At 40.2% G+C, this 17216-nt stretch carries 18 protein-coding genes and 1 riboswitch; of the genes, 10 read left to right on the top strand and 8 right to left on the bottom strand.

The genetic code is table 11. The features are described from left to right. Positions 1–18: 18 nt before the first annotated feature. Positions 19–915 carry an EamA family transporter gene (locus IRY55_RS09210; protein WP_194563021.1) on the bottom strand — a complete coding sequence of 299 codons (897 nt, stop codon included), beginning with the start codon at positions 913–915 and terminating at the stop codon, positions 19–21. Positions 916–1251: 336 nt separating this feature from the next. Between IRY55_RS09210 and IRY55_RS09205 the strand changes: the two genes are divergently transcribed. Next, positions 1252–1950 carry a CBS domain-containing protein gene (locus IRY55_RS09205; RefSeq protein WP_194563020.1) on the top strand — a complete coding sequence of 233 codons (699 nt, stop codon included), beginning with the start codon at positions 1252–1254 and terminating at the stop codon, positions 1948–1950. 141 nt (positions 1951–2091) lie between these two features. On the opposite strand, the gene IRY55_RS09200 is transcribed toward IRY55_RS09205, so the two are convergent. After that, positions 2092–2349 (bottom strand): CsbD family protein, encoded by a 258-nt coding sequence (locus IRY55_RS09200; protein ID WP_213086692.1) that lies wholly within the window; start codon positions 2347–2349, stop codon positions 2092–2094. Positions 2350–2476: 127 nt separating this feature from the next. Here IRY55_RS09200 and IRY55_RS09195 point away from each other — a divergent pair, with 127 nt between their 5' ends. Then, positions 2477–3556 carry an AI-2E family transporter gene (locus IRY55_RS09195; protein WP_194563018.1) on the top strand — a complete coding sequence of 360 codons (1080 nt, stop codon included), beginning with the start codon at positions 2477–2479 and terminating at the stop codon, positions 3554–3556. A gap of 125 nt (positions 3557–3681) precedes the next feature. Continuing rightward, positions 3682–4953, top strand: a complete 1272-nt coding sequence (locus tag IRY55_RS09190) for an acetyl-CoA hydrolase/transferase family protein (protein WP_194563017.1) — start codon at positions 3682–3684, stop codon at positions 4951–4953. Between the two features lie 34 nt (positions 4954–4987). On the opposite strand, the gene pepT is transcribed toward IRY55_RS09190, so the two are convergent. Both pepT and IRY55_RS09180 read right to left on the bottom strand, forming a co-directional pair. Beyond that, the gene (gene pepT / locus IRY55_RS09185) at positions 4988–6214 is read right to left on the bottom strand and encodes a peptidase T (RefSeq protein WP_194563016.1); all 1227 of its coding nucleotides are present in this window, start codon (positions 6212–6214) and stop codon (positions 4988–4990) included. A gap of 96 nt (positions 6215–6310) precedes the next feature. Continuing rightward, a complete protein-coding gene (locus tag IRY55_RS09180) occupies positions 6311–6532 on the bottom strand; it encodes a DUF2187 family protein (protein WP_194563015.1) in 222 nt (73 codons plus the stop codon). Between the two features lie 239 nt (positions 6533–6771). Here IRY55_RS09180 and IRY55_RS09175 point away from each other — a divergent pair, with 239 nt between their 5' ends. Further along, positions 6772–7038: a metal-sensitive transcriptional regulator gene (locus tag IRY55_RS09175; protein WP_194563014.1), complete on the top strand. Its 267-nt coding sequence runs from the start codon at positions 6772–6774 to the stop codon at positions 7036–7038. Between the two features lie 125 nt (positions 7039–7163). Next, a complete protein-coding gene (locus tag IRY55_RS09170) occupies positions 7164–8294 on the top strand; it encodes an MBL fold metallo-hydrolase (protein ID WP_194563013.1) in 1131 nt (376 codons plus the stop codon). Positions 8295–8334: 40 nt separating this feature from the next. Here IRY55_RS09170 and IRY55_RS09165 read toward each other — a convergent pair whose 3' ends face one another. Continuing rightward, positions 8335–8955, bottom strand: coding sequence for a glycerol-3-phosphate acyltransferase (locus tag IRY55_RS09165; protein WP_328799648.1), 621 nt, complete (start codon positions 8953–8955; stop codon positions 8335–8337). Between the two features lie 156 nt (positions 8956–9111). Then, positions 9112–9217, top strand: a riboswitch (SAM riboswitch). 106 nt (positions 9218–9323) lie between these two features. Between IRY55_RS09165 and IRY55_RS09160 the strand changes: the two genes are divergently transcribed. Further along, positions 9324–10610, top strand: a complete 1287-nt coding sequence (locus IRY55_RS09160) for an O-acetylhomoserine aminocarboxypropyltransferase/cysteine synthase family protein (RefSeq protein WP_194563011.1) — start codon at positions 9324–9326, stop codon at positions 10608–10610. A 38-nt stretch (positions 10611–10648) separates the two neighbouring features. Here IRY55_RS09160 and IRY55_RS09155 read toward each other — a convergent pair whose 3' ends face one another. Continuing rightward, positions 10649–11536: a YitT family protein gene (locus IRY55_RS09155; RefSeq protein WP_194563010.1), complete on the bottom strand. Its 888-nt coding sequence runs from the start codon at positions 11534–11536 to the stop codon at positions 10649–10651. Positions 11537–11884: 348 nt separating this feature from the next. On the opposite strand from IRY55_RS09155, the gene IRY55_RS09150 reads away from it, so the two are divergent. The 3 genes from IRY55_RS09150 to IRY55_RS09140 all read left to right on the top strand — a co-directional run bounded on the left by IRY55_RS09150 (position 11885) and on the right by IRY55_RS09140 (position 15498). Beyond that, a complete protein-coding gene (locus tag IRY55_RS09150) occupies positions 11885–12889 on the top strand; it encodes a TAXI family TRAP transporter solute-binding subunit (RefSeq protein WP_194563009.1) in 1005 nt (334 codons plus the stop codon). Between the two features lie 69 nt (positions 12890–12958). Next, positions 12959–13477 carry a DUF1850 domain-containing protein gene (locus IRY55_RS09145; protein WP_194563008.1) on the top strand — a complete coding sequence of 173 codons (519 nt, stop codon included), beginning with the start codon at positions 12959–12961 and terminating at the stop codon, positions 13475–13477. Further along, a complete protein-coding gene (locus tag IRY55_RS09140) occupies positions 13474–15498 on the top strand; it encodes a TRAP transporter permease (protein WP_194563007.1) in 2025 nt (674 codons plus the stop codon). The genes IRY55_RS09145 and IRY55_RS09140 overlap by 4 nt, the downstream gene beginning before the upstream one ends. Before the next feature lie 48 nt (positions 15499–15546). Here the strand turns inward: IRY55_RS09140 and IRY55_RS09135 are convergent, their stop codons facing one another. Together IRY55_RS09135 and IRY55_RS09130 are read right to left on the bottom strand one after the other, a co-directional pair. Then, on the bottom strand, positions 15547–15786 hold the full coding sequence (locus tag IRY55_RS09135) for a MerR family transcriptional regulator (protein ID WP_408015160.1): 240 nt from the start codon (positions 15784–15786) through the stop codon (positions 15547–15549). After that, positions 15783–16286, bottom strand: a complete 504-nt coding sequence (locus IRY55_RS09130) for a QueT transporter family protein (RefSeq protein ID WP_194563006.1) — start codon at positions 16284–16286, stop codon at positions 15783–15785. Before IRY55_RS09130 ends, IRY55_RS09135 begins: the two co-directional genes overlap by 4 nt. Before the next feature lie 175 nt (positions 16287–16461). Here IRY55_RS09130 and IRY55_RS09125 point away from each other — a divergent pair, with 175 nt between their 5' ends. Beyond that, complete coding sequence (locus tag IRY55_RS09125; protein ID WP_194563005.1) at positions 16462–17154, top strand: response regulator transcription factor; 693 nt, start codon at positions 16462–16464, stop codon at positions 17152–17154. Positions 17155–17216: the final 62 nt, after the last annotated feature.

Genomic DNA, 17216 nt, shown 5'->3' with positions numbered 1-17216 from the left:
ATTTACGCTTCTTTTCGTTTAAGTTTGCTGTCGTTTTTTTAGTTTCAATTGTTGCATGATGGTTGGGAATGTCATGCCGATTAAAATAATCGCAATCCCTAAAAACTGCAAAGCGGTTAAACGTTCGCCTAACAGTAACATAGACGCAATAATCGCAACAGGCAATTCCATCGCACTTAAAATAGAACTCATACCAGCGCCAACTTTTGGTACTGCGATAGAGAATAGATAAATCGGAACGACAATTCCGAAGAGGCCTAAAATAAGCCCGTATTTCCAAAGCCCTTCTCCGAACAAAGTACCGTCCCACACAATCTCAGGGTTTTGGAACAATGTAATAAAGAATGCCGCAAAAATAGAAGTGAAGAGAAGACGCGTTAATGTGTCCATCCCTTCTACTTGTTTGGAATTCACCATGACGAATGAAGAGAAGCTAATCGCTGAGGCCATTCCCCATGCCCAACCTTGCCACGGAATAACAGAGAGATCGACATCGATGACACCTGCTGCTAAAATCGTTCCTGTGAATAGTAGGATGAGTGAGAATAGTTCTGGACGCGTAGGGAAACGTCGATTCGCAATACAATCGAATAACATGCCAATCCACGTGAATTGGAACAGCATGACCACTGCGAGTGAAGCAGGCATGTACTCGACAGCTTGTCCGTACACAGTACCTGTTGTCGCTGTAAACAAACCAGCAAAAATTAAAGTTTTTCCACCACCCCATTGTGGTTTAGACTTTTTAAAAATTAAAAAGAGTACGATCGCAATAAAAAGCCCAACATAATATTGGCTCGTCACAGCTTGTGAAGCGGTGAAGCCATCTTGAATGGCTAATTTTATAATCGTGGATAAAATCCCGTAACAACTCGCCGCAAAAACGATGAGTAAAGGATAAATCATATTTTTCATAATAATTCCTCCTAACCAACACGGTATTATAACATGAATAGAAGAAACTGTTTGGAAAAAAAGGGTTATAAATTTAAAAAACGGGATGAATGACCGATGTAGTGGCAAAATAGAGAATGAGGAGATTTTAGCAATATGGTCATATAAAGTGAATGTCGTATGACAAACACTGAATAAGGCTTTAAAAATACCGGTTGAGCATCTTGCTGATGAAATGAGTAAGTGGACATTTTAATGATAATTATTTTAATTATATTTCTAATGATAATAAATAAACATGATAGATAGTTAAAAAAGCTTATGATATACTGTAAGAAAAAGGTCGGAGTTGAGAAGATGAAAAATTCTGAACGTTATATTATTGCATTCAATCGAATCGATGCTGCAATGAAAAAAATGTGCCATTCAACAAACATGCCTTTCTTTAAACTAATTGATTGTGCACGCCGCCATAATGCAGTCGTCCGTCGATATGAGCACGATTTGCGAGAGTTTGCAGAATTGCGCAATGCAATTGTTCATGATCGTACAGAACAAGCATATGTTATCGCAGAACCTCATCATCAAGTCGTCCAAAAAATCGAACAAATCGCAAGAAAAATAACGAAACCTGTAACAGTAGGCCAACTTTTTCGTCGAAAAGTCGTCACATTACAAGCAAATGATTCTTTATTAATTGGCTTAAGACTCATTCGCGAACAAAAATTTAATCAGTTTCCGCTCTATGATCGACAACATTTTATAGGGATGATTACAGCGATGGGAATTACATACTGGTTATCCGATCGGATGACAGAAGGAATGCCAAAAGGAAAAATCCCGAAGTTACGTGATGTTCATCAGCATGAAAAGCGTAAAAAATCGTATCGTTTTGTTCGTCAAAATATGCCGATTTATGAAGCGGTAGAGATTTTCCAAAAAGGCGTAACGTCCGGCAATCGAATCGAAGCGCTACTCATCACAGAGAATGGTCGTGAAAAAGAAAAATTGTTAGGAATCGTTACACCTATGGATATTGTCCGTGCGCATAAATAAATGTTGCTTTTCCAATAATATGGGGAAGCAATATTTTTAAATAGATTTATCCATTTTTCATCAAGAGTGAAATGCAAAAAAACTGTCGTTTGTATACTACAAACGACAGTTTTTTAGTCCATTCATTGTAAGTGTAAAACTTTATTTTGTTTCTTTTTTGTCGATATAACGTTCTTTTAATTCGTCCGCTTTATTGACGACGTCTTTTTTCGCTTCATCATAAGCTTCCTTCGTATCACCTTGTACTTCGCCCATTTTCTTTTGAGCTTTTCCTTTCACTTCATCTTTTAAGCCGTCCGCTTGCATTGAAGTATCGTCCATCGCTTTGCCTAATTTTTGTTTTGCTTCACCTTTTAATTCATTGAAAGTACCTTTAACTTTGTTTTTGAATTCACTCATGTTCATTTCCTCCTCTGGAAAAGTTTCTACAATATGTATTCCACATTTTGAACAATCTAAACATAAAAAGAAACGAAAATTTTAAAAAACAGGTATACTAAAGATAAATAAGTAAGAGGAGGTTGCCATGACGAATAAACGATGGTTTCAAGCAGGGGTAGGAATACTTCTTGCAATTTTAATTGTAAAATATTTTTTAAGTATTAGTTTCTTATTTACACCTTTCGTCATTATTGCGAAGACGATTTTCTTTCCTTTGTTATTAGGGGGCGTCTTATTTTATATGACGGAACCGATTCAGCGTTTTTTAGAAAAGCGTAAATTTCCAAGATGGGCGAGCATTTTAACGATTTTGGCAAGTTTAGGAGTGGTCATTTGGGCATTTATTGCAATTATTGGTCCTCCTGTGAGTGAACAAGTGAATACCTTTGTCAAAAATGCTCCAGAATTAGCGAAAGAATTAGATCATGTAAAAGATTATGCATTAGAACAACGAAAAGATTTACCTGACAATATTAAAGCTTCTATTGACGAAGCGGCAGACTCACTGCAAGATGTTGCAATCGGGTTTGGAAAGTGGATTGTGCAATTTCTACAATCATTTTTCCAAGCGATGTTTTTACTCATTCTCGTTCCGTTCTTCTTTATCTTTATGTTGAAAGATCATGAAAAGTTCATTCCTTTCGTCACGCAATTTTTCACAGGGGAACGTAAACATTGGGTCGAGAAGACAATGAAAGACATTAACGACGTATTGAAAAACTACATTCAAGGACAGTTTTTAATTAGTGCCATTTTAGCGACGCTAATTTATATCGGATATTCATTAATCGGTTTAGAATACGCATTATTACTTGCGATATTCGCGCTGTTTATGAACTTAATTCCGTTTATCGGTCCTTGGATTGCGGTCGTTCCTGCCATTATTATCGGATTTTTACAAGAGCCTTCCCTCGTCATCTGGGTCGGGGTCGTTACACTCATTGCCCAACAGACGGATAGTAATTTAATTACGCCAAACGTTATGGGAAAAACATTGTCGATTCATCCACTGACAGTCATCACGCTCATTTTAGCTGCTGGAAATATTGCAGGGTTCCTCGGAATTTTAATTGCGATTCCGACATATGCAGTCATTCGAGCAATCGTAAAAAATATTTATGAACATCGACAAGATATTAAAAAAGCCGCGACGAAAACCGTTTAAAAATGAACCACAAGCATAGGATATGTTTGTGGTTTTTCTCATGGATGTGACAAATATGTATTGACCGTGCTTGAAAGTATTGTAAGATAAATATAATCGATATTGAAAGTTGGTGTTAGTACCAGATGTCAAAGAGATTAACGAAACAGCAGTTTATTGACAAGATTGAACCTTTTGCAGATTTAATTTTACCTTTAGGGCATGGGGAGCCACGCCTTTTATTAGATTGGTTAGAAGAAGAACATCAACAATTAGAACGTGTGAAAATTCATCAAATTTTACCCGTGCAACAAAGAGATTATATGTATGGCAAAATGAAAGGGCATTTAACGCACGTTTCTTATTTTTTAAGTGGTGCGAATCGGCAAGCTTATTTAGACGGTCATATCGAGCTCGTTCCGAACGTCTTTCATGAAATGCCTAAAATATTGCGTCAGTCGACGCATTTATCGGCTGTATTAGCCGTCGTTTCCCCCATTGATGAACATGGGTATTTTTCATTAGGAACGCAAGCAGAATATATTTCACCATTGATCGGAAAAGTGCCGTTTTACGTGGAAGTGAATGAACATATGCCTCGTACATTTGGAAGCAATCAAATTCATATTAGCCAAGTGCAAGGATACGTTGAGCATCACGAACCTTTAATTGAAGTACCTGAGCCACGTATTCGGGAAGCGGATTTGCAAATTGCCGATTTTATTGCAGACCGTGTCCGAGATGGTGATACATTGCAAATTGGGATTGGCTCGATTCCGAATGCTGTCACGCATAAATTGAAACATCACCGCAGTTTAGGATTACATAGTGAATTAATTTCAGACGGCATTGTTGATTTAGTGAAGGCTGGCGTCATCGATGGCTCAGCGAAAATGACCAATCGTGGCAAGTTAATTGGAACGTTCGCATTAGGTACGGAGCGTCTCCATCAATTTTTGCATCATAATCCGGTCATTGAATTACTGCCTGTCGATATCGTTAACCATCCGATGGAAATTGCGAAAGAAGATAATATCGTTTCAATTAATGCAACGACAGAAGTCGATTTTTACGGTCAATGCGCTTCAGAAACGATTGGCGGGACGTATTATTCTTCTACGGGAGGACAAGCGGACTTCGCGCGCGCTGTTCATTTTGCAAAGCGGGGAAGAGGCTATATTTGCATGCATTCGACGGCGAAAAATGGCGAAGTATCACGCATTATGCCTCATTTAACGAAAGGTTCTGTCGTGACGACGAGCAAAAATGACGTCGATCATATCGTGACGGAATACGGTGTTGCAAAATTGTACGGAAAGTCCATTCAAGCGAGAACAGAAGCACTTATTCAAATCGCGCATCCAAAGTTCCGAGAAGAGCTAACATTTGAAGCGAAGCGATTAGGATTTATCATTTAAAAAAAGACGTCAACTTCGTTTGACGTCTTTTTGATTATTTCGCTTTAGCGAAATGTTTACTCATTTCAATAATAACTTCTACTGCTTTTTCCATATTGTCGATTGAAATAAATTCATATTTTCCATGGTAGTTTTCTCCGCCTGTGAAAATATTCGGTGTCGGTAAACCCATATAAGAAAGTTGTGAACCGTCCGTGCCACCGCGAATCGGTTCGATCATCGGTTTTATTCCGAGTTGAATCATAATTTGTTCTACGGCATCGACAATTTCCATCACGGGTTCAATTTTTTCACGCATATTGAAATATTGATCTTCAATGTTTACTTGGACAGAAGATTTTCCGTACAATTGTTGAAGTTCTTTTTCAACTTCGTACATATATTGCTTTTTCTCTTCAAAAGCCTCGCGATCGAAATCGCGGATGATGTAAGAAAGTGTCGTTTCTTCCGTCGTTCCTTGAACGTCCATTAAGTAAATGAAACCATCATAACCATCTGTCTTTTCAGGGACAGCATCTTGTGGCATTCTTTTTTGAAATTCATGCGAAATTAAAATCGAATTGACCATTTTATTTTTTGCTGTGCCAGGGTGAATATTGACACCACGGAATGTCACCGTCGCAGCGGCAGCATTGAAGCTTTCATACTGAAGTTCTCCAAGAGGACCTCCATCCATCGTATAGGCGAAGTCGGCAGCGAATGCTTCGACATCGAACTTATGAGGGCCACGGCCAATTTCTTCATCAGGGGTAAAGCCAATGCGGAACGTAGGGCGAGGAATTTCAGGATGTTCGATTAGAAATTCCATCGCCGTCATAATTTCTGCGATACCCGCTTTGTTGTCAGCACCGAGCAATGTTGTGCCATCCGTCGTCATTAACGTATGACCGACATAGTTTTTTAAGTTTGGGAAGTCTTCTACACGCATCACAACGTCTTCATTCAGTTTGATATCTTTTCCGTCATAGTTTTCATGAATTTGAGGTTGCACATTTTTCCCCGTGTAATCCGTCGCCGTATCGACATGGGCGAGCAGTCCAATCGTTGGCGTTTTTCCTTCAACATTCGAAGGGAGGGTACCGAATAAGTAACCGTTTTCATCTAATGTAATCTGTTGCAAGCCAATGTCCTTCATCTCAGTTTGAAGCAAATGCAATAAATCCCATTGCCCGGGTGTAGAAGGAGTTGTCGTGCTTGCATCATCAGATTGTGTATCAATCTTGGCATAAGTTGAGAGACGTTCGATTAATTTTTGTTTCATAGCCATTCTCCTTTACATCATATTTAAGCAATATTATAATAACATAATTATGCAAAAAAATTCCTCCATACATTCTCGTATAGAGGAATTTTCGTATTACACGACCGAATAGTTTTTATGGGCAACGACTGTTAAATCGGATGGTGCCCCGATTAACTCGGCATCGCGATCAGAGATCCGAACGATGACTGAGTTTTCTAAAATTTTATGAATCGTGCCGGTCACTTCGTGGTCGTTTCGAACGAATGCAATTTTCTCATCCACTTGGCGTGCTGCGACGAAATCCGAAACCTTTTTTTCCCGTCTTGGAAATGACAATCGAATTCCCTCCCTCACCTTAGTGCGTCGAAAGTTAAAAAATCGTCCGAAACATACGATGGACGACGACAGTAAGGTTGTATTTGAATTAGATAATCCCTATCAACTCACTATGATTATACCACAAAATCGGTTATAATGCATGTTGGAATATTTTTACCCCGCAATCAAAAATTTTGACTTCATACCTTCTGGGGTATACAATAAATGTAAGAATAAACGAATAGGAGGCGATCCAAATGACGGATTATGATGCAAAAATCCGAAACCGTCTCAAACGCGTAGAAGGTCAAATTAAAGGCATTTTGCGCATGATGGATGAGCAAAAAGAATGTAAAGATGTCGTCACTCAATTGACGGCCGCTCGTTCCGCAATCGATCGTACAATCGGGGTTATCGTTAGTTCTAATTTAATCGATTGTATTCAGCAAACCGATGGTGAAGAGCCGAAAACACAAGAGGAAATTGTTCAAGAAGCAGTGGATTTACTTGTGAAAAGTCGTTAATTTAAAAATCGATCCTCTCGACGATTGTGTTGAGAGGATTTTTTTCGTCAAATGATAAACACGTTAGTTGACGAGTGAAAATACGCTCGATATGATAATGAAAATAAGGAACGGAGGAATTGTTCATGACAGTACAACCGAGAACTGCTACGGAAGTGGCGGAAGCGATTTTAAATAGAGAAGAAATTTGTATATTAGACGTGCGCTCGCGCGATGCGTTCGCTGATTGGAAAATAGAAGGTCCAGAAGTATGCTCGTACAACGTACCTTACAGCGAGATGAAAGAAAACCCGGAGGCACATATTGAAGAACTTCCGAAAGACCGTCCGATTCTCGTCGTATGCGCGAAAGAGATTTCGTCCGTTTACGCAGCGGAATTGCTAGAACCATTGGGCTATGATGTTTCTTATTTACAAGGTGGTATGCAAACGTGGAGTGAAGAGTTAGCCCCTGTAAAAGTGTATGAAGATGATGATGTCGACGTTTACCAATTTATCCGTATCGGAAAAGGTTGTCTCTCATACATGGTCATTTCAGGGGAGGAAGCACTCGTCGTTGACCCAGCACGCTTTACAGATGTGTACATGAATTTCGCAAAAGAGCGTGGCGCTCACATTACACATATCGTTGACTCACATTTACATGCAGATCATATTTCAGGAGGACGTATGTTAGCGGATGAAACGGGAGCACATTATTACATTATGAAAAGTGAAGGGGCAGTATTTGAGTTTGAGCCTTTAGAAAATCATGATGAAATTCGCTTTGAGCAAGTAAAGTTAGAAGTGCTCGCAGTGAAAACACCTGGACATACACCAGGAAGTGTTTCATTTTTCGTCAATGATCGTTTGCTCTTTTCAGGAGACACGATTTTCGTTAGCGGTCTCGGTCGCCCGGATTTAGGGAATAAAGTGCGTGAATGGGCGGAAGACTTATTCGATACCGTTCAATCGAAAGTTGCTCAAATTGCAGATGATGTCATCGTCTTACCAGGACATTATGCTGATTTAAAAACCGAATTGAATGAAAGTCGCTATATCGGGAATACGTTAGGCGCAATTCGTCAGCAAAATGAGAAAATGTTTGAAGCATCAAAAGAAGAGTTTTTATCACAAGTAGAACGTTCAGCAAGTTCAGTGAAGCCGCCGAACTTCGAACGCATTGTAGAGCTCAATCGAGGTATGGAAGAAACGACAGTAGAAGAATGGCAAGAGTTAGAGATTGGCCCGAACCGTTGTGCCGTACACCACTCTTAAAAAATCGTCCGCACCACGAAATTCGTGAGGCGGACGATTTCTATTTTGAGCGAAAGGCAGCAGACACGCGCTTTTCTGTTTTTAAATGGATGCGTTCAAAGTTTTCGCGATGTTGATAAATCATCACGGCTAGTAGTCCGAGAGCGACCCAAAAGCTCATGACAGAATGCTTTGTCAACGTTTCGACAATCAAAACGAGATAAAGCATAAGTCCACCAATCACGATATAATCGGTCAACCATGTGATGATGAGAAAAGTGATGAGTGCAAATAAGCCCCAATGCCAATCGAGCGCGAGCATCATGCCAATCATCGTCGCTGTCCCTTTTCCGCCATTAAATTTCATCCAAATGGGGAAGTTATGACCGATGACGGCAAATGTTCCTGTAAGAATATATAAGAAAAATAATGAATTCGGTTCAACAGAAGAAAATTGATGTAGCAAGATAGCCATCGTGCCAATCGCGATGGCACCTTTTGAAATATCGACGATAGCGACTAACATACCGTAACCTTTTCCGAGTTCAATAAAAGCGTTTGAAGCACCCGCATTTTTCGTTCCGAGCTCTTTTAAATTCCGTCCAGATAGTCGGCTTGCAAGTACTGAGCCGTGCAAGGATCCGAATAAATAACCAATCGCTATTGAAAGACAGCTCCACACGATCAACAAAATCGCCCTCCTTTTTTTCCTAGTATACTAAATAAAGAGTGATTGCGAGAAGGAAAAACAATATTCAAAATATTTTATACTTTCTCTTGACTTTCGAAAAGGTTTAATTATATACTATGTCACAAGATGGAAAACGACATAATAACACTCTTATCCAGAGAGGCGGAGGGACTAGGCCCTATGATGCCCGGCAACCGGTGAAATTTCACAAAGGTGCTACTTCCTACAGGTTTGACTACCTGGAAGATAAGGGGAGGCTAACAGAACTTACAACCCTCTTCTTATTTTGAGAAGGGGGTTTTCAATTTAGATTGAATCTCCCCAAAGCTCGTTCCATCAATGACTAGGAGGGAATTTCAATGACAAAAAACTATGGCAAAGAAACAATTTTACTTCACGCAGGACAAGAACCAGACCCAAATACAGGATCACGTGCTGTTCCGATTCACCGCACGACATCTTACGTATTTAAAAACTCACAACATGCACAAGACTTATTTGCTTTAAAAGAGGCGGGTAACATATATACACGTATTATGAACCCAACAGTGGGCGTCTTTGAAGACCGCGTTGCACAAGCAGAAGGTGGAACGGCAGCAGTTGCTCTTTCTTCAGGAATGGCAGCGATCGCGTTTTCAATTTTAAATATTGCGAGTGCAGGAGACGAAATTATCGCAGCGAGCAACTTGTACGGAGGGACATATAACTTGTTCGTAACGACACTTCCACGCTACGGCATTACAGTGAAATTAGTGGACGTTACGGACCCGAAAGCGTACGAAGCGGCAATTACAGATAAGACGCGTGCGATTTTCGCTGAAACGATCGGTAACCCTGGACTTCACGTTCTCGATATCGAAGCGATCGCAAAAATTGCACATGACAATGGTTTACCATTGCTCGTAGACAATACATTCCCTTCACCATACGGCTTAAATCCAATTGAGTACGGAGCGGACGTCGTCATCCATTCCGCGACAAAATGGATCGGCGGACACGGTACGACAATCGGTGGGGTCGTTGTTGATGCAGGGAAGTTTGACTGGACGCAAGGACGTTTCCCATACTTTACAGAACCAGATGCTTCTTACCACGGTATCCGTTATGGAGTAGACGTACCCCAAGCGGCATTCGCAACGAAATTGCGCGTTCAATTGTTACGTGACTTCGGTCCAGCGCTCGATCCAGACAGTGCGTTCAACTTCTTACAAGGACTTGAAACGTTACACTTACGCGTTGACCGTCATAACGAAAACGCATTGAAAGTAGCGAAGCACTTACAAAATCATCCGCAAGTCGAGTGGGTCACATATCCAGGTCTTGAAGATCACCCATCTCATGACTTAGCGAAAAAATATTTGAAAAATGGTTACGGTTCAATCGTCGTCTTCGGTATTAAAGGAGGACGCGATGCAGGACGTGACGTCATCGATAACGTAGAAATTTTCTCACACGTAGCAAACGTAGGAGATGCGAAGTCATTGATCATTCACCCAGCATCGACAACTCACCAACAATTATCAGAAGAAGATTTGAAAAAAGCGGGAGTTCCAGAAGAATTAATCCGTTTATCCATCGGTTTAGAATCGGTTGAAGATATTATCGCTGACTTAGATCAAGCGATCGAAAAAGCAACATCGAAATAAAAGAAAAGCGCTGCGACTGTAAAAGTCGTAGCGCTTTTTTAGCTTTGAGCGTATCGTCTAGCTTCCATTTCTTGCAAGCTTTCGCCTTCTTTTCGGAAGAAGCCGAACACATTGACCGTTTGGACAACATTTGTGAAAGCGAATGGATCGATTTCTTTAATAATTTGCTCTAAGTCGTACAGTTCATAACGTGTGACGACGAGGTAAAGCATATCTTTTTCTCGCTTCGTATAAGCACCCATTGCAGGCATCACTGTAATCCCACGCACCATGCGTTCATGAATCGCTTTTTGCAACGCTTCTCCGTTTTCTGTAATGATGAAGACGGTGAGTTTTTCATGACTCGTATGAATTGCATCGATTACTTTCGATGTTAAATACAAACCGACCATCGTATAGAGTGCATTTGCAGGTTCAAACAATAACCCTGCGCAAAAGACGATGACTGCATTCATCGTAAAGAAATACATACCGACTGGACGATCTTTGCTGCGTGCAAGCAACATGACAACGATATCCATACCGCCTGTAGAGGCGCCTAATTTCATCGTAATACCGATACCGACACCGATTAATGTACCTCCAGCCACCGCATTTAAAATAATATCATCTGTTAAAGAAATAACAGGGAGAATTTCTAAGAAAAACGTCGTAAAGCCGACGGAAATAATACTGTAAATGGTAAATCCTTTCCCTACTTTAAACCAACCTAAAATTAATACAGGAATATTGAGGACGAGCAGTAATAAACCAGTACCCCAATTGAGGCCTAAAAATTGCTGCGCGACTGTAGAAATTAATTGTGCGACACCAGCGAACCCACTTGAATAGACATTTGCATTAATTAAGAAGAAGTTCAACCCCATCGCGACTAATAAAGCTCCAACAATCACGGTTCCAATCCGTTTTGATTCCATAAAAAACATAAGACCCCTCCTATTATAGATAGTGTTAATCGATTATCGCATAAAAAAAGTAAAAGAACAGTTCGATTGAAAAAATAAAATAAATGGGAACTTTTAGAAAAGTCAATAAATGTCTTTCTCATATAGACATAAGGTATAAAGTCATAATTTTAAGTCGCAGTTGAATAAATGGATAATTTAAAGAGGTAAATCAAAAGAAGAATAAAAGAAACAGAAAAGAGAGAATAAACATTATTTTTTTGCAAAAAGCTTAGAAAGCGCTTGCAAAATAACGTTAAATAGTTGATGATAATAGTGTATAATGTCTAATTTCAAAAAATTGGATAGCGATAGGGAGGAGAATTATTTATGAACAAAAAATCACTATTATTCGCATTTCTGTTGGCTATGCTAACGGTCGTTCTCGTAGCGTGTGGGGGAGATGACAAGCCAGCAAAAGAAAATGAAAAAGGCGAAGAAAATAATGAAGCAGGATCTGCCGACAAACCGAAGTTTATGAGTTTATTAACAGGTGGCACGAGCGGAACTTACTACCCACTCGGTGGCGGTATTGCAAAAGTTATTTCAGATGAAACAGGTATTCAAACAGATGCAGTATCTTCAAACGCGTCTGCAGATAATATTATGTCAGTGGAAGCAGGAGATGCGGAAATCGCATTCGCCCAAACAGACGTAGCAACATATGCAGAAGAAGGCATTAATGCATTCGACGGCAAGCCAGTTAAAAATGTTGTCGGCCTTGGAGCCCTCTACCCAGAGACCATCCAAATTGTAACAGTGGGCAAATCAGGGATTACGTCAATCGAAGACTTAAAAGGTAAGAAAGTATCGGTTGGAGCACCAGGTTCAGGAACATTTATTAACGCACAACAAATTTTAGAATTACATGGTATCGATATTGAAAAAGATATCGACGCACAATATTTAGACTTCGGTGAATCAGCAGGCGGTATTCAAGACGGTAACATCGATGCGGCTTTCATCACAGCAGGAACGCCAACAGGGGCTGTTGAAGAATTAAAAGCATCTGCTGAAGTTGTCATTCTTCCGATGGATGAAGCAAAAATTGACGAGCTCGTAGCGAAGTATCCATACTACGCAAAAGACGTCATTGAAGAAGGAACGTACGGCTTGAAAGAAGACGTAACGACAGTTGCAGTAATGGCAATGCTCGTTGTATCACGTGATTTACCAGAAGATGTCGTATACGATATGACGAAAGCGTTATATGAAAACACAGATAAAATCGCGCACGATAAAGCGAAGTTTATCGATGGAAAAACGGCTTTAGACGGTGTTGGTATTGACGTTCACCCAGGAGCACAAAAGTATTTTGATGAAGTAAACAAGTAATGAAAGAAGGGCCGGTGTCGGTAAGCTGACGGATCCGGCTCTTTTTTTCTTCAATTAGGTTGTGAAATTATGAAAAAAATCATCGGTCTCTTACTCGTCGTATTAATCTCATTCGCGATCAGTTTATTTATTCCGTGGAAACAAGTTCTACTATTCGAACAAGGCCGTACGGAGGAACCAATCGCTTATTTACCGATAGAAAATGGCGATGCATTCGATATTATATTCGTTCATTCCATACATTTAACGGATGTGACAGAATCGTATGTTATAAAAAATCAACAAATTGAACAAACGATGATTCAGTTTTCGCAATATGGTATCGGTATGCCTGCGGAAGTCCATGAAGGGGAGCGTTACGAATATAAAGATGGGATGCATCATCTTTACGTAAACGATGTGTATTTTGATTCGATGAATATTCGCAATGGAAAAACAGTTTCCAATCATCGTCTCGTCGTGAAGCGACAAGGGGAAGAACAATTTGAATTAAAGTTTAACGATTATTTTGTTCCAGGAGATTGGTATAAAGTATCAATCCAAACATTATCATTATGGCAATTATGGAGAGGAGTGGAGATGCAATGACGAAAGATCAATCGAAACAAAATAATTCATTAGAAGAAACGGATGAATTGACTGAAGAAGAACGCCAAAAATTATTAGAGCAGTATGATACAGAATCGAATACGCGTAATTTATCAGGTGTTGTCGCATGGATTGTGTTCGGAACATTAATCGCATTTTCAATGTTCCAATTGTACACGGGAGCGTTCGGACAATATACGGCATTCATCCAAAGAACAGTTCATTTAGGATTCGCACTCGTTCTTATTTTCTTACTTTATCCTGCGCGTAAAAATGGACCGAAGAATCGTATCTCTGCGTTGGACTGGGTGTTAGCGGCACTTGCATTAATCGTCTGTAGTTATTGGCCGTTATACTACGAAACGCTCGTACAAAAAATCGGAGGCATTTCGGACGTTCAATTCATTATCGGAGGAATTGCGATTTTACTCGTTTTAGAAGCGTCTCGTCGTGCAGTTGGTTTGCCAATTACGATTATCGCTTTAGTATTTATCGCTTATGCGGTGTACGGTTCTTATTTACCGGGCTCACTCGCACACCGTGGTTTAACATTCCGTCAATTAGTCGACGTGATGTTCTTTACGACAGATGGAATTTTAGGGGTACCGCTTAAAGTATCTTCTACTTATATTTTCTTATTTTTACTGTTCGGAGCATTCCTCGTTCAAACAGGAGTCGGAAATTACTTTAACGATTTAGCGATCACAATCGCAGGACGCCGTATCGGTGGGCCAGCGAAAGTTGCGATTTTCTCAAGTGCGTTGCAAGGAACGATTTCGGGAAGTTCTGTCGCGAATACCGTGACAACAGGTTCTTATACGATTCCGATGATGAAACGTCTCGGCTACCATAAAAATTTCGCAGGGGCAGTAGAAGCTGCCGCGTCAACAGGTGGACAAATTATGCCACCCATTATGGGAGCGGCAGCGTTTTTAATGATTGAATTTGCGGGAGAAAGTTATTGGAATATCGCAAAAGCAGCACTCATTCCAGCGATTTTATATTTTGCGGGAATTTGGATTATGACGCATTTTGAAGCGAAGCGTCTCGGCTTGCTCGGTTTGCCGGAAGATCAAATTCCGAAGGCCAAAACAGTATTAAAGAAAATTCACTTACTGTTACCGATCTTCGTCATTATTATTTTATTGTATAATGGTGGCATGAGTATTGAACGTGTTGCATTGTACGGTATTTTATCGACAATTATCGTCAGTATGTTCTTGAAAGAAACACGCATCGGATTCCGTGGAATTATTGATGCGCTCGTCTCCGGTGCGAAAACGGCACTCGGTGTCGCAGCTGCAACAGCGACAGCGGGAATTATCGTCGGTGTCGTAACGAAAACAGGACTCGGTTTAAAAATGGGCAATAGTCTCGTCGGATTAGCAGAAGCGATGTCGACAAATATCCAAATGCAATTAATGTTAACGCTCGTCTTTACGATGATCACATCCCTCATTTTAGGAATGGGATCGCCGACGACAGCGAACTATATCATTACATCTACAATTGCATTACCTGCGCTCTTTGCATTAAACGCGGCTTTACCGATTGAAATTCCAGTATTGGCGATGCACATGTTCGTCTTCTACTTCGGAATTGTAGCGGACATTACGCCACCTGTGGCACTTGCCGCCTTTGCTGCGACCGGGATATCGAAAGGTGACCCGATAAAGACCGGATTTAACGCAGCGAAGCTAGCAATCGCCGCTTTCATCATTCCGTACATGTTCGTTTTACAACCGCAGTTGCTCATGATTGATACGACAATTTTAGAAGTATCATTCATTTTAGCGACAGCAATCATCGGGATGATTGGAATCGGTGCAGGAATGATCGGTTTCTGGTATGTAAAATTAAAAGGTTATGAACGATTCCTTGCCGCGATTAGCGGATTAATGTTAATTTATCCAGGACTTGCATCAGATGGAATCGGACTTGCGATTTTTATCGCACTTCTCCTCGTTCAAATGAAACGCGGGAAAGAAGATGGACCGAAAGCAGAAATCGTTTCTGCATAATGCAAAACCACCCTTTTCAGTATAAATAAAACTGAAAAGGGTGGTTTTTTAATCTTCATCTTTAATATCGCGGTCAGGTGGGAGCGGTTCGCTCCAATAGTCCGCAATTTTTTGTTTCATTTGTTCGAGCTGTTCGAAATACAGGTTGAATTGTTCGCGGTTGACGAGTAATTGCGTGCCATCATCGACCGCTCGAATTTTCCCCTCAAAAATGTATTTTTCCACTTGCTTCGGTGGCATGCCGAGTTCTTCTGCAATGACTTCAACGGTGACATACACTTTCTTCACTTCCCTTCATCTAATAAAGTATCAAGCTTCAAGCGTGAATTCATCGATTGCCAGAGCGGAATCGCTAATGTCATGACGAAAAACTCCGTGAAAAACAATCCGGCCCATGTGATAAAAAAGACTTCGATGGAGAATGAACCTCCTGCCATAATGACGAGTGCAATGATCCACATGAGCGCTGAGAAAATGAAAGAGTTAAATAACATGAGCTTCCATCGTGTTTTAATGAAGCGTGCTACAAGTGTTGTCAGTCCAAGTGCGAGCGCTGTATGAAGCACCCCAAACACGACATCGATCAAACCGAAAGCAGAAAATAAATTGGCGATAAAAACTCCGACGATAATTCCAAAGAAATAACGCTTATCAAAAACAATTAAATGATTGAGCATTTCCCCAATCCGAAATTGTAAAGCACCGAAAGAAAGCGGTAAAATGACGATGCTCACTGTTGCATAAATACCAGCGATAATCGCATTGATCACAAGTGTTCTAAGTTTCATAATAATTCCTTTCTCTACTTAAAAGTAATTATGATTTTAGCATATCGAATCGTTTTCGTACATCATTCAAAAGAGTAGACGATAATAAGAAAGAACTTAATAATTTCTTCAGAATTGCAAGAGGTGTTTATTAAGACATCCCTCTTATAATAAAGATAAGGAAAAGGTGATTAATATGAAAGAACTAACAATACTCGTCGCAGATGACGATCAAGATATTCGAGATGGTATTGAAATTTATTTACATAATGAAGGGTATCACGTACTAAAAGCAGCAGATGGTGTCGAGGCACTCCAGTTATTAGAAAATCATGAAGTACATTTATTAATTTTAGATATTATGATGCCAAATATGGACGGAATTACAGCGACATTTAAAATTCGCGAACAACAAAATATCCCGATTATCATGCTGAGCGCAAAGTCAGAAGATACCGATAAAATTCACGGTTTGTCCGTCGGAGCGGATGATTATGTGACGAAGCCATTTCATCCACTTGAATTAATGGCGCGTGTGAAATCACAATTGCGCCGTTACGTCACGCTTGGAACGTACGAAAGAGAAGAAGGTGTGCTTCAAATCGATGGCTTGCTTTTGAATGATGAAACGAAGGAAGTGAGTGTCGATGGTAAGCCTGTCAAATTGACGCCGATCGAATTTAAAATTACGAGCTTGCTTATGCGTCATCCTGGACGTGTTTTTTCGATCAATGAAATTTACGAACGCGTTTGGGAAGAAGAAGCGTACAATGCGGACAATGTCGTCGCGGTCCACATTCGGAAAATAAGAGAAAAAATTGAAGCGGACCCTAAAAATCCGCGGTACGTAAAGGTTGTGTGGGGAATTGGGTACAAAATTGATAAGTAAAGGTGAACAGTGGTTCGGTTTAGCCATCGCATTTGTCAGTCTCATTTATACTTTTCCTTTCA

Source organism: Savagea serpentis (assembly GCF_015351395.1).
Taxonomy (GTDB): domain Bacteria; phylum Bacillota; class Bacilli; order Bacillales_A; family Planococcaceae; genus Savagea; species Savagea serpentis.
This window is presented reverse-complemented; position numbering and strand designations above follow the sequence as displayed.

Bases quoted from the DNA above. Each gene is read 5' to 3' on its own strand.
- IRY55_RS09210 (WP_194563021.1), bottom strand. From the start codon at position 915: ATGAAAAATATGATTTATCCTTTACTCATCGTTTTTGCGGCGAGTTGT.
- IRY55_RS09205 (WP_194563020.1), top strand. From the start codon at position 1,252: ATGAAAAATTCTGAACGTTATATTATTGCATTCAATCGAATCGATGCT.
- IRY55_RS09200 (WP_213086692.1), bottom strand. From the start codon at position 2,349: ATGAGTGAATTCAAAAACAAAGTTAAAGGTACTTTCAATGAATTAAAA.
- IRY55_RS09195 (WP_194563018.1), top strand. From the start codon at position 2,477: ATGACGAATAAACGATGGTTTCAAGCAGGGGTAGGAATACTTCTTGCA.
- IRY55_RS09190 (WP_194563017.1), top strand. From the start codon at position 3,682: ATGTCAAAGAGATTAACGAAACAGCAGTTTATTGACAAGATTGAACCT.
- pepT (WP_194563016.1), bottom strand. From the start codon at position 6,214: ATGAAACAAAAATTAATCGAACGTCTCTCAACTTATGCCAAGATTGAT.
- IRY55_RS09175 (WP_194563014.1), top strand. From the start codon at position 6,772: ATGACGGATTATGATGCAAAAATCCGAAACCGTCTCAAACGCGTAGAA.
- IRY55_RS09170 (WP_194563013.1), top strand. From the start codon at position 7,164: ATGACAGTACAACCGAGAACTGCTACGGAAGTGGCGGAAGCGATTTTA.
- IRY55_RS09160 (WP_194563011.1), top strand. From the start codon at position 9,324: ATGACAAAAAACTATGGCAAAGAAACAATTTTACTTCACGCAGGACAA.
- IRY55_RS09155 (WP_194563010.1), bottom strand. From the start codon at position 11,536: ATGTTTTTTATGGAATCAAAACGGATTGGAACCGTGATTGTTGGAGCT.
- IRY55_RS09150 (WP_194563009.1), top strand. From the start codon at position 11,885: ATGAACAAAAAATCACTATTATTCGCATTTCTGTTGGCTATGCTAACG.
- IRY55_RS09145 (WP_194563008.1), top strand. From the start codon at position 12,959: ATGAAAAAAATCATCGGTCTCTTACTCGTCGTATTAATCTCATTCGCG.
- IRY55_RS09140 (WP_194563007.1), top strand. From the start codon at position 13,474: ATGACGAAAGATCAATCGAAACAAAATAATTCATTAGAAGAAACGGAT.
- IRY55_RS09130 (WP_194563006.1), bottom strand. From the start codon at position 16,286: ATGAAACTTAGAACACTTGTGATCAATGCGATTATCGCTGGTATTTAT.
- IRY55_RS09125 (WP_194563005.1), top strand. From the start codon at position 16,462: ATGAAAGAACTAACAATACTCGTCGCAGATGACGATCAAGATATTCGA.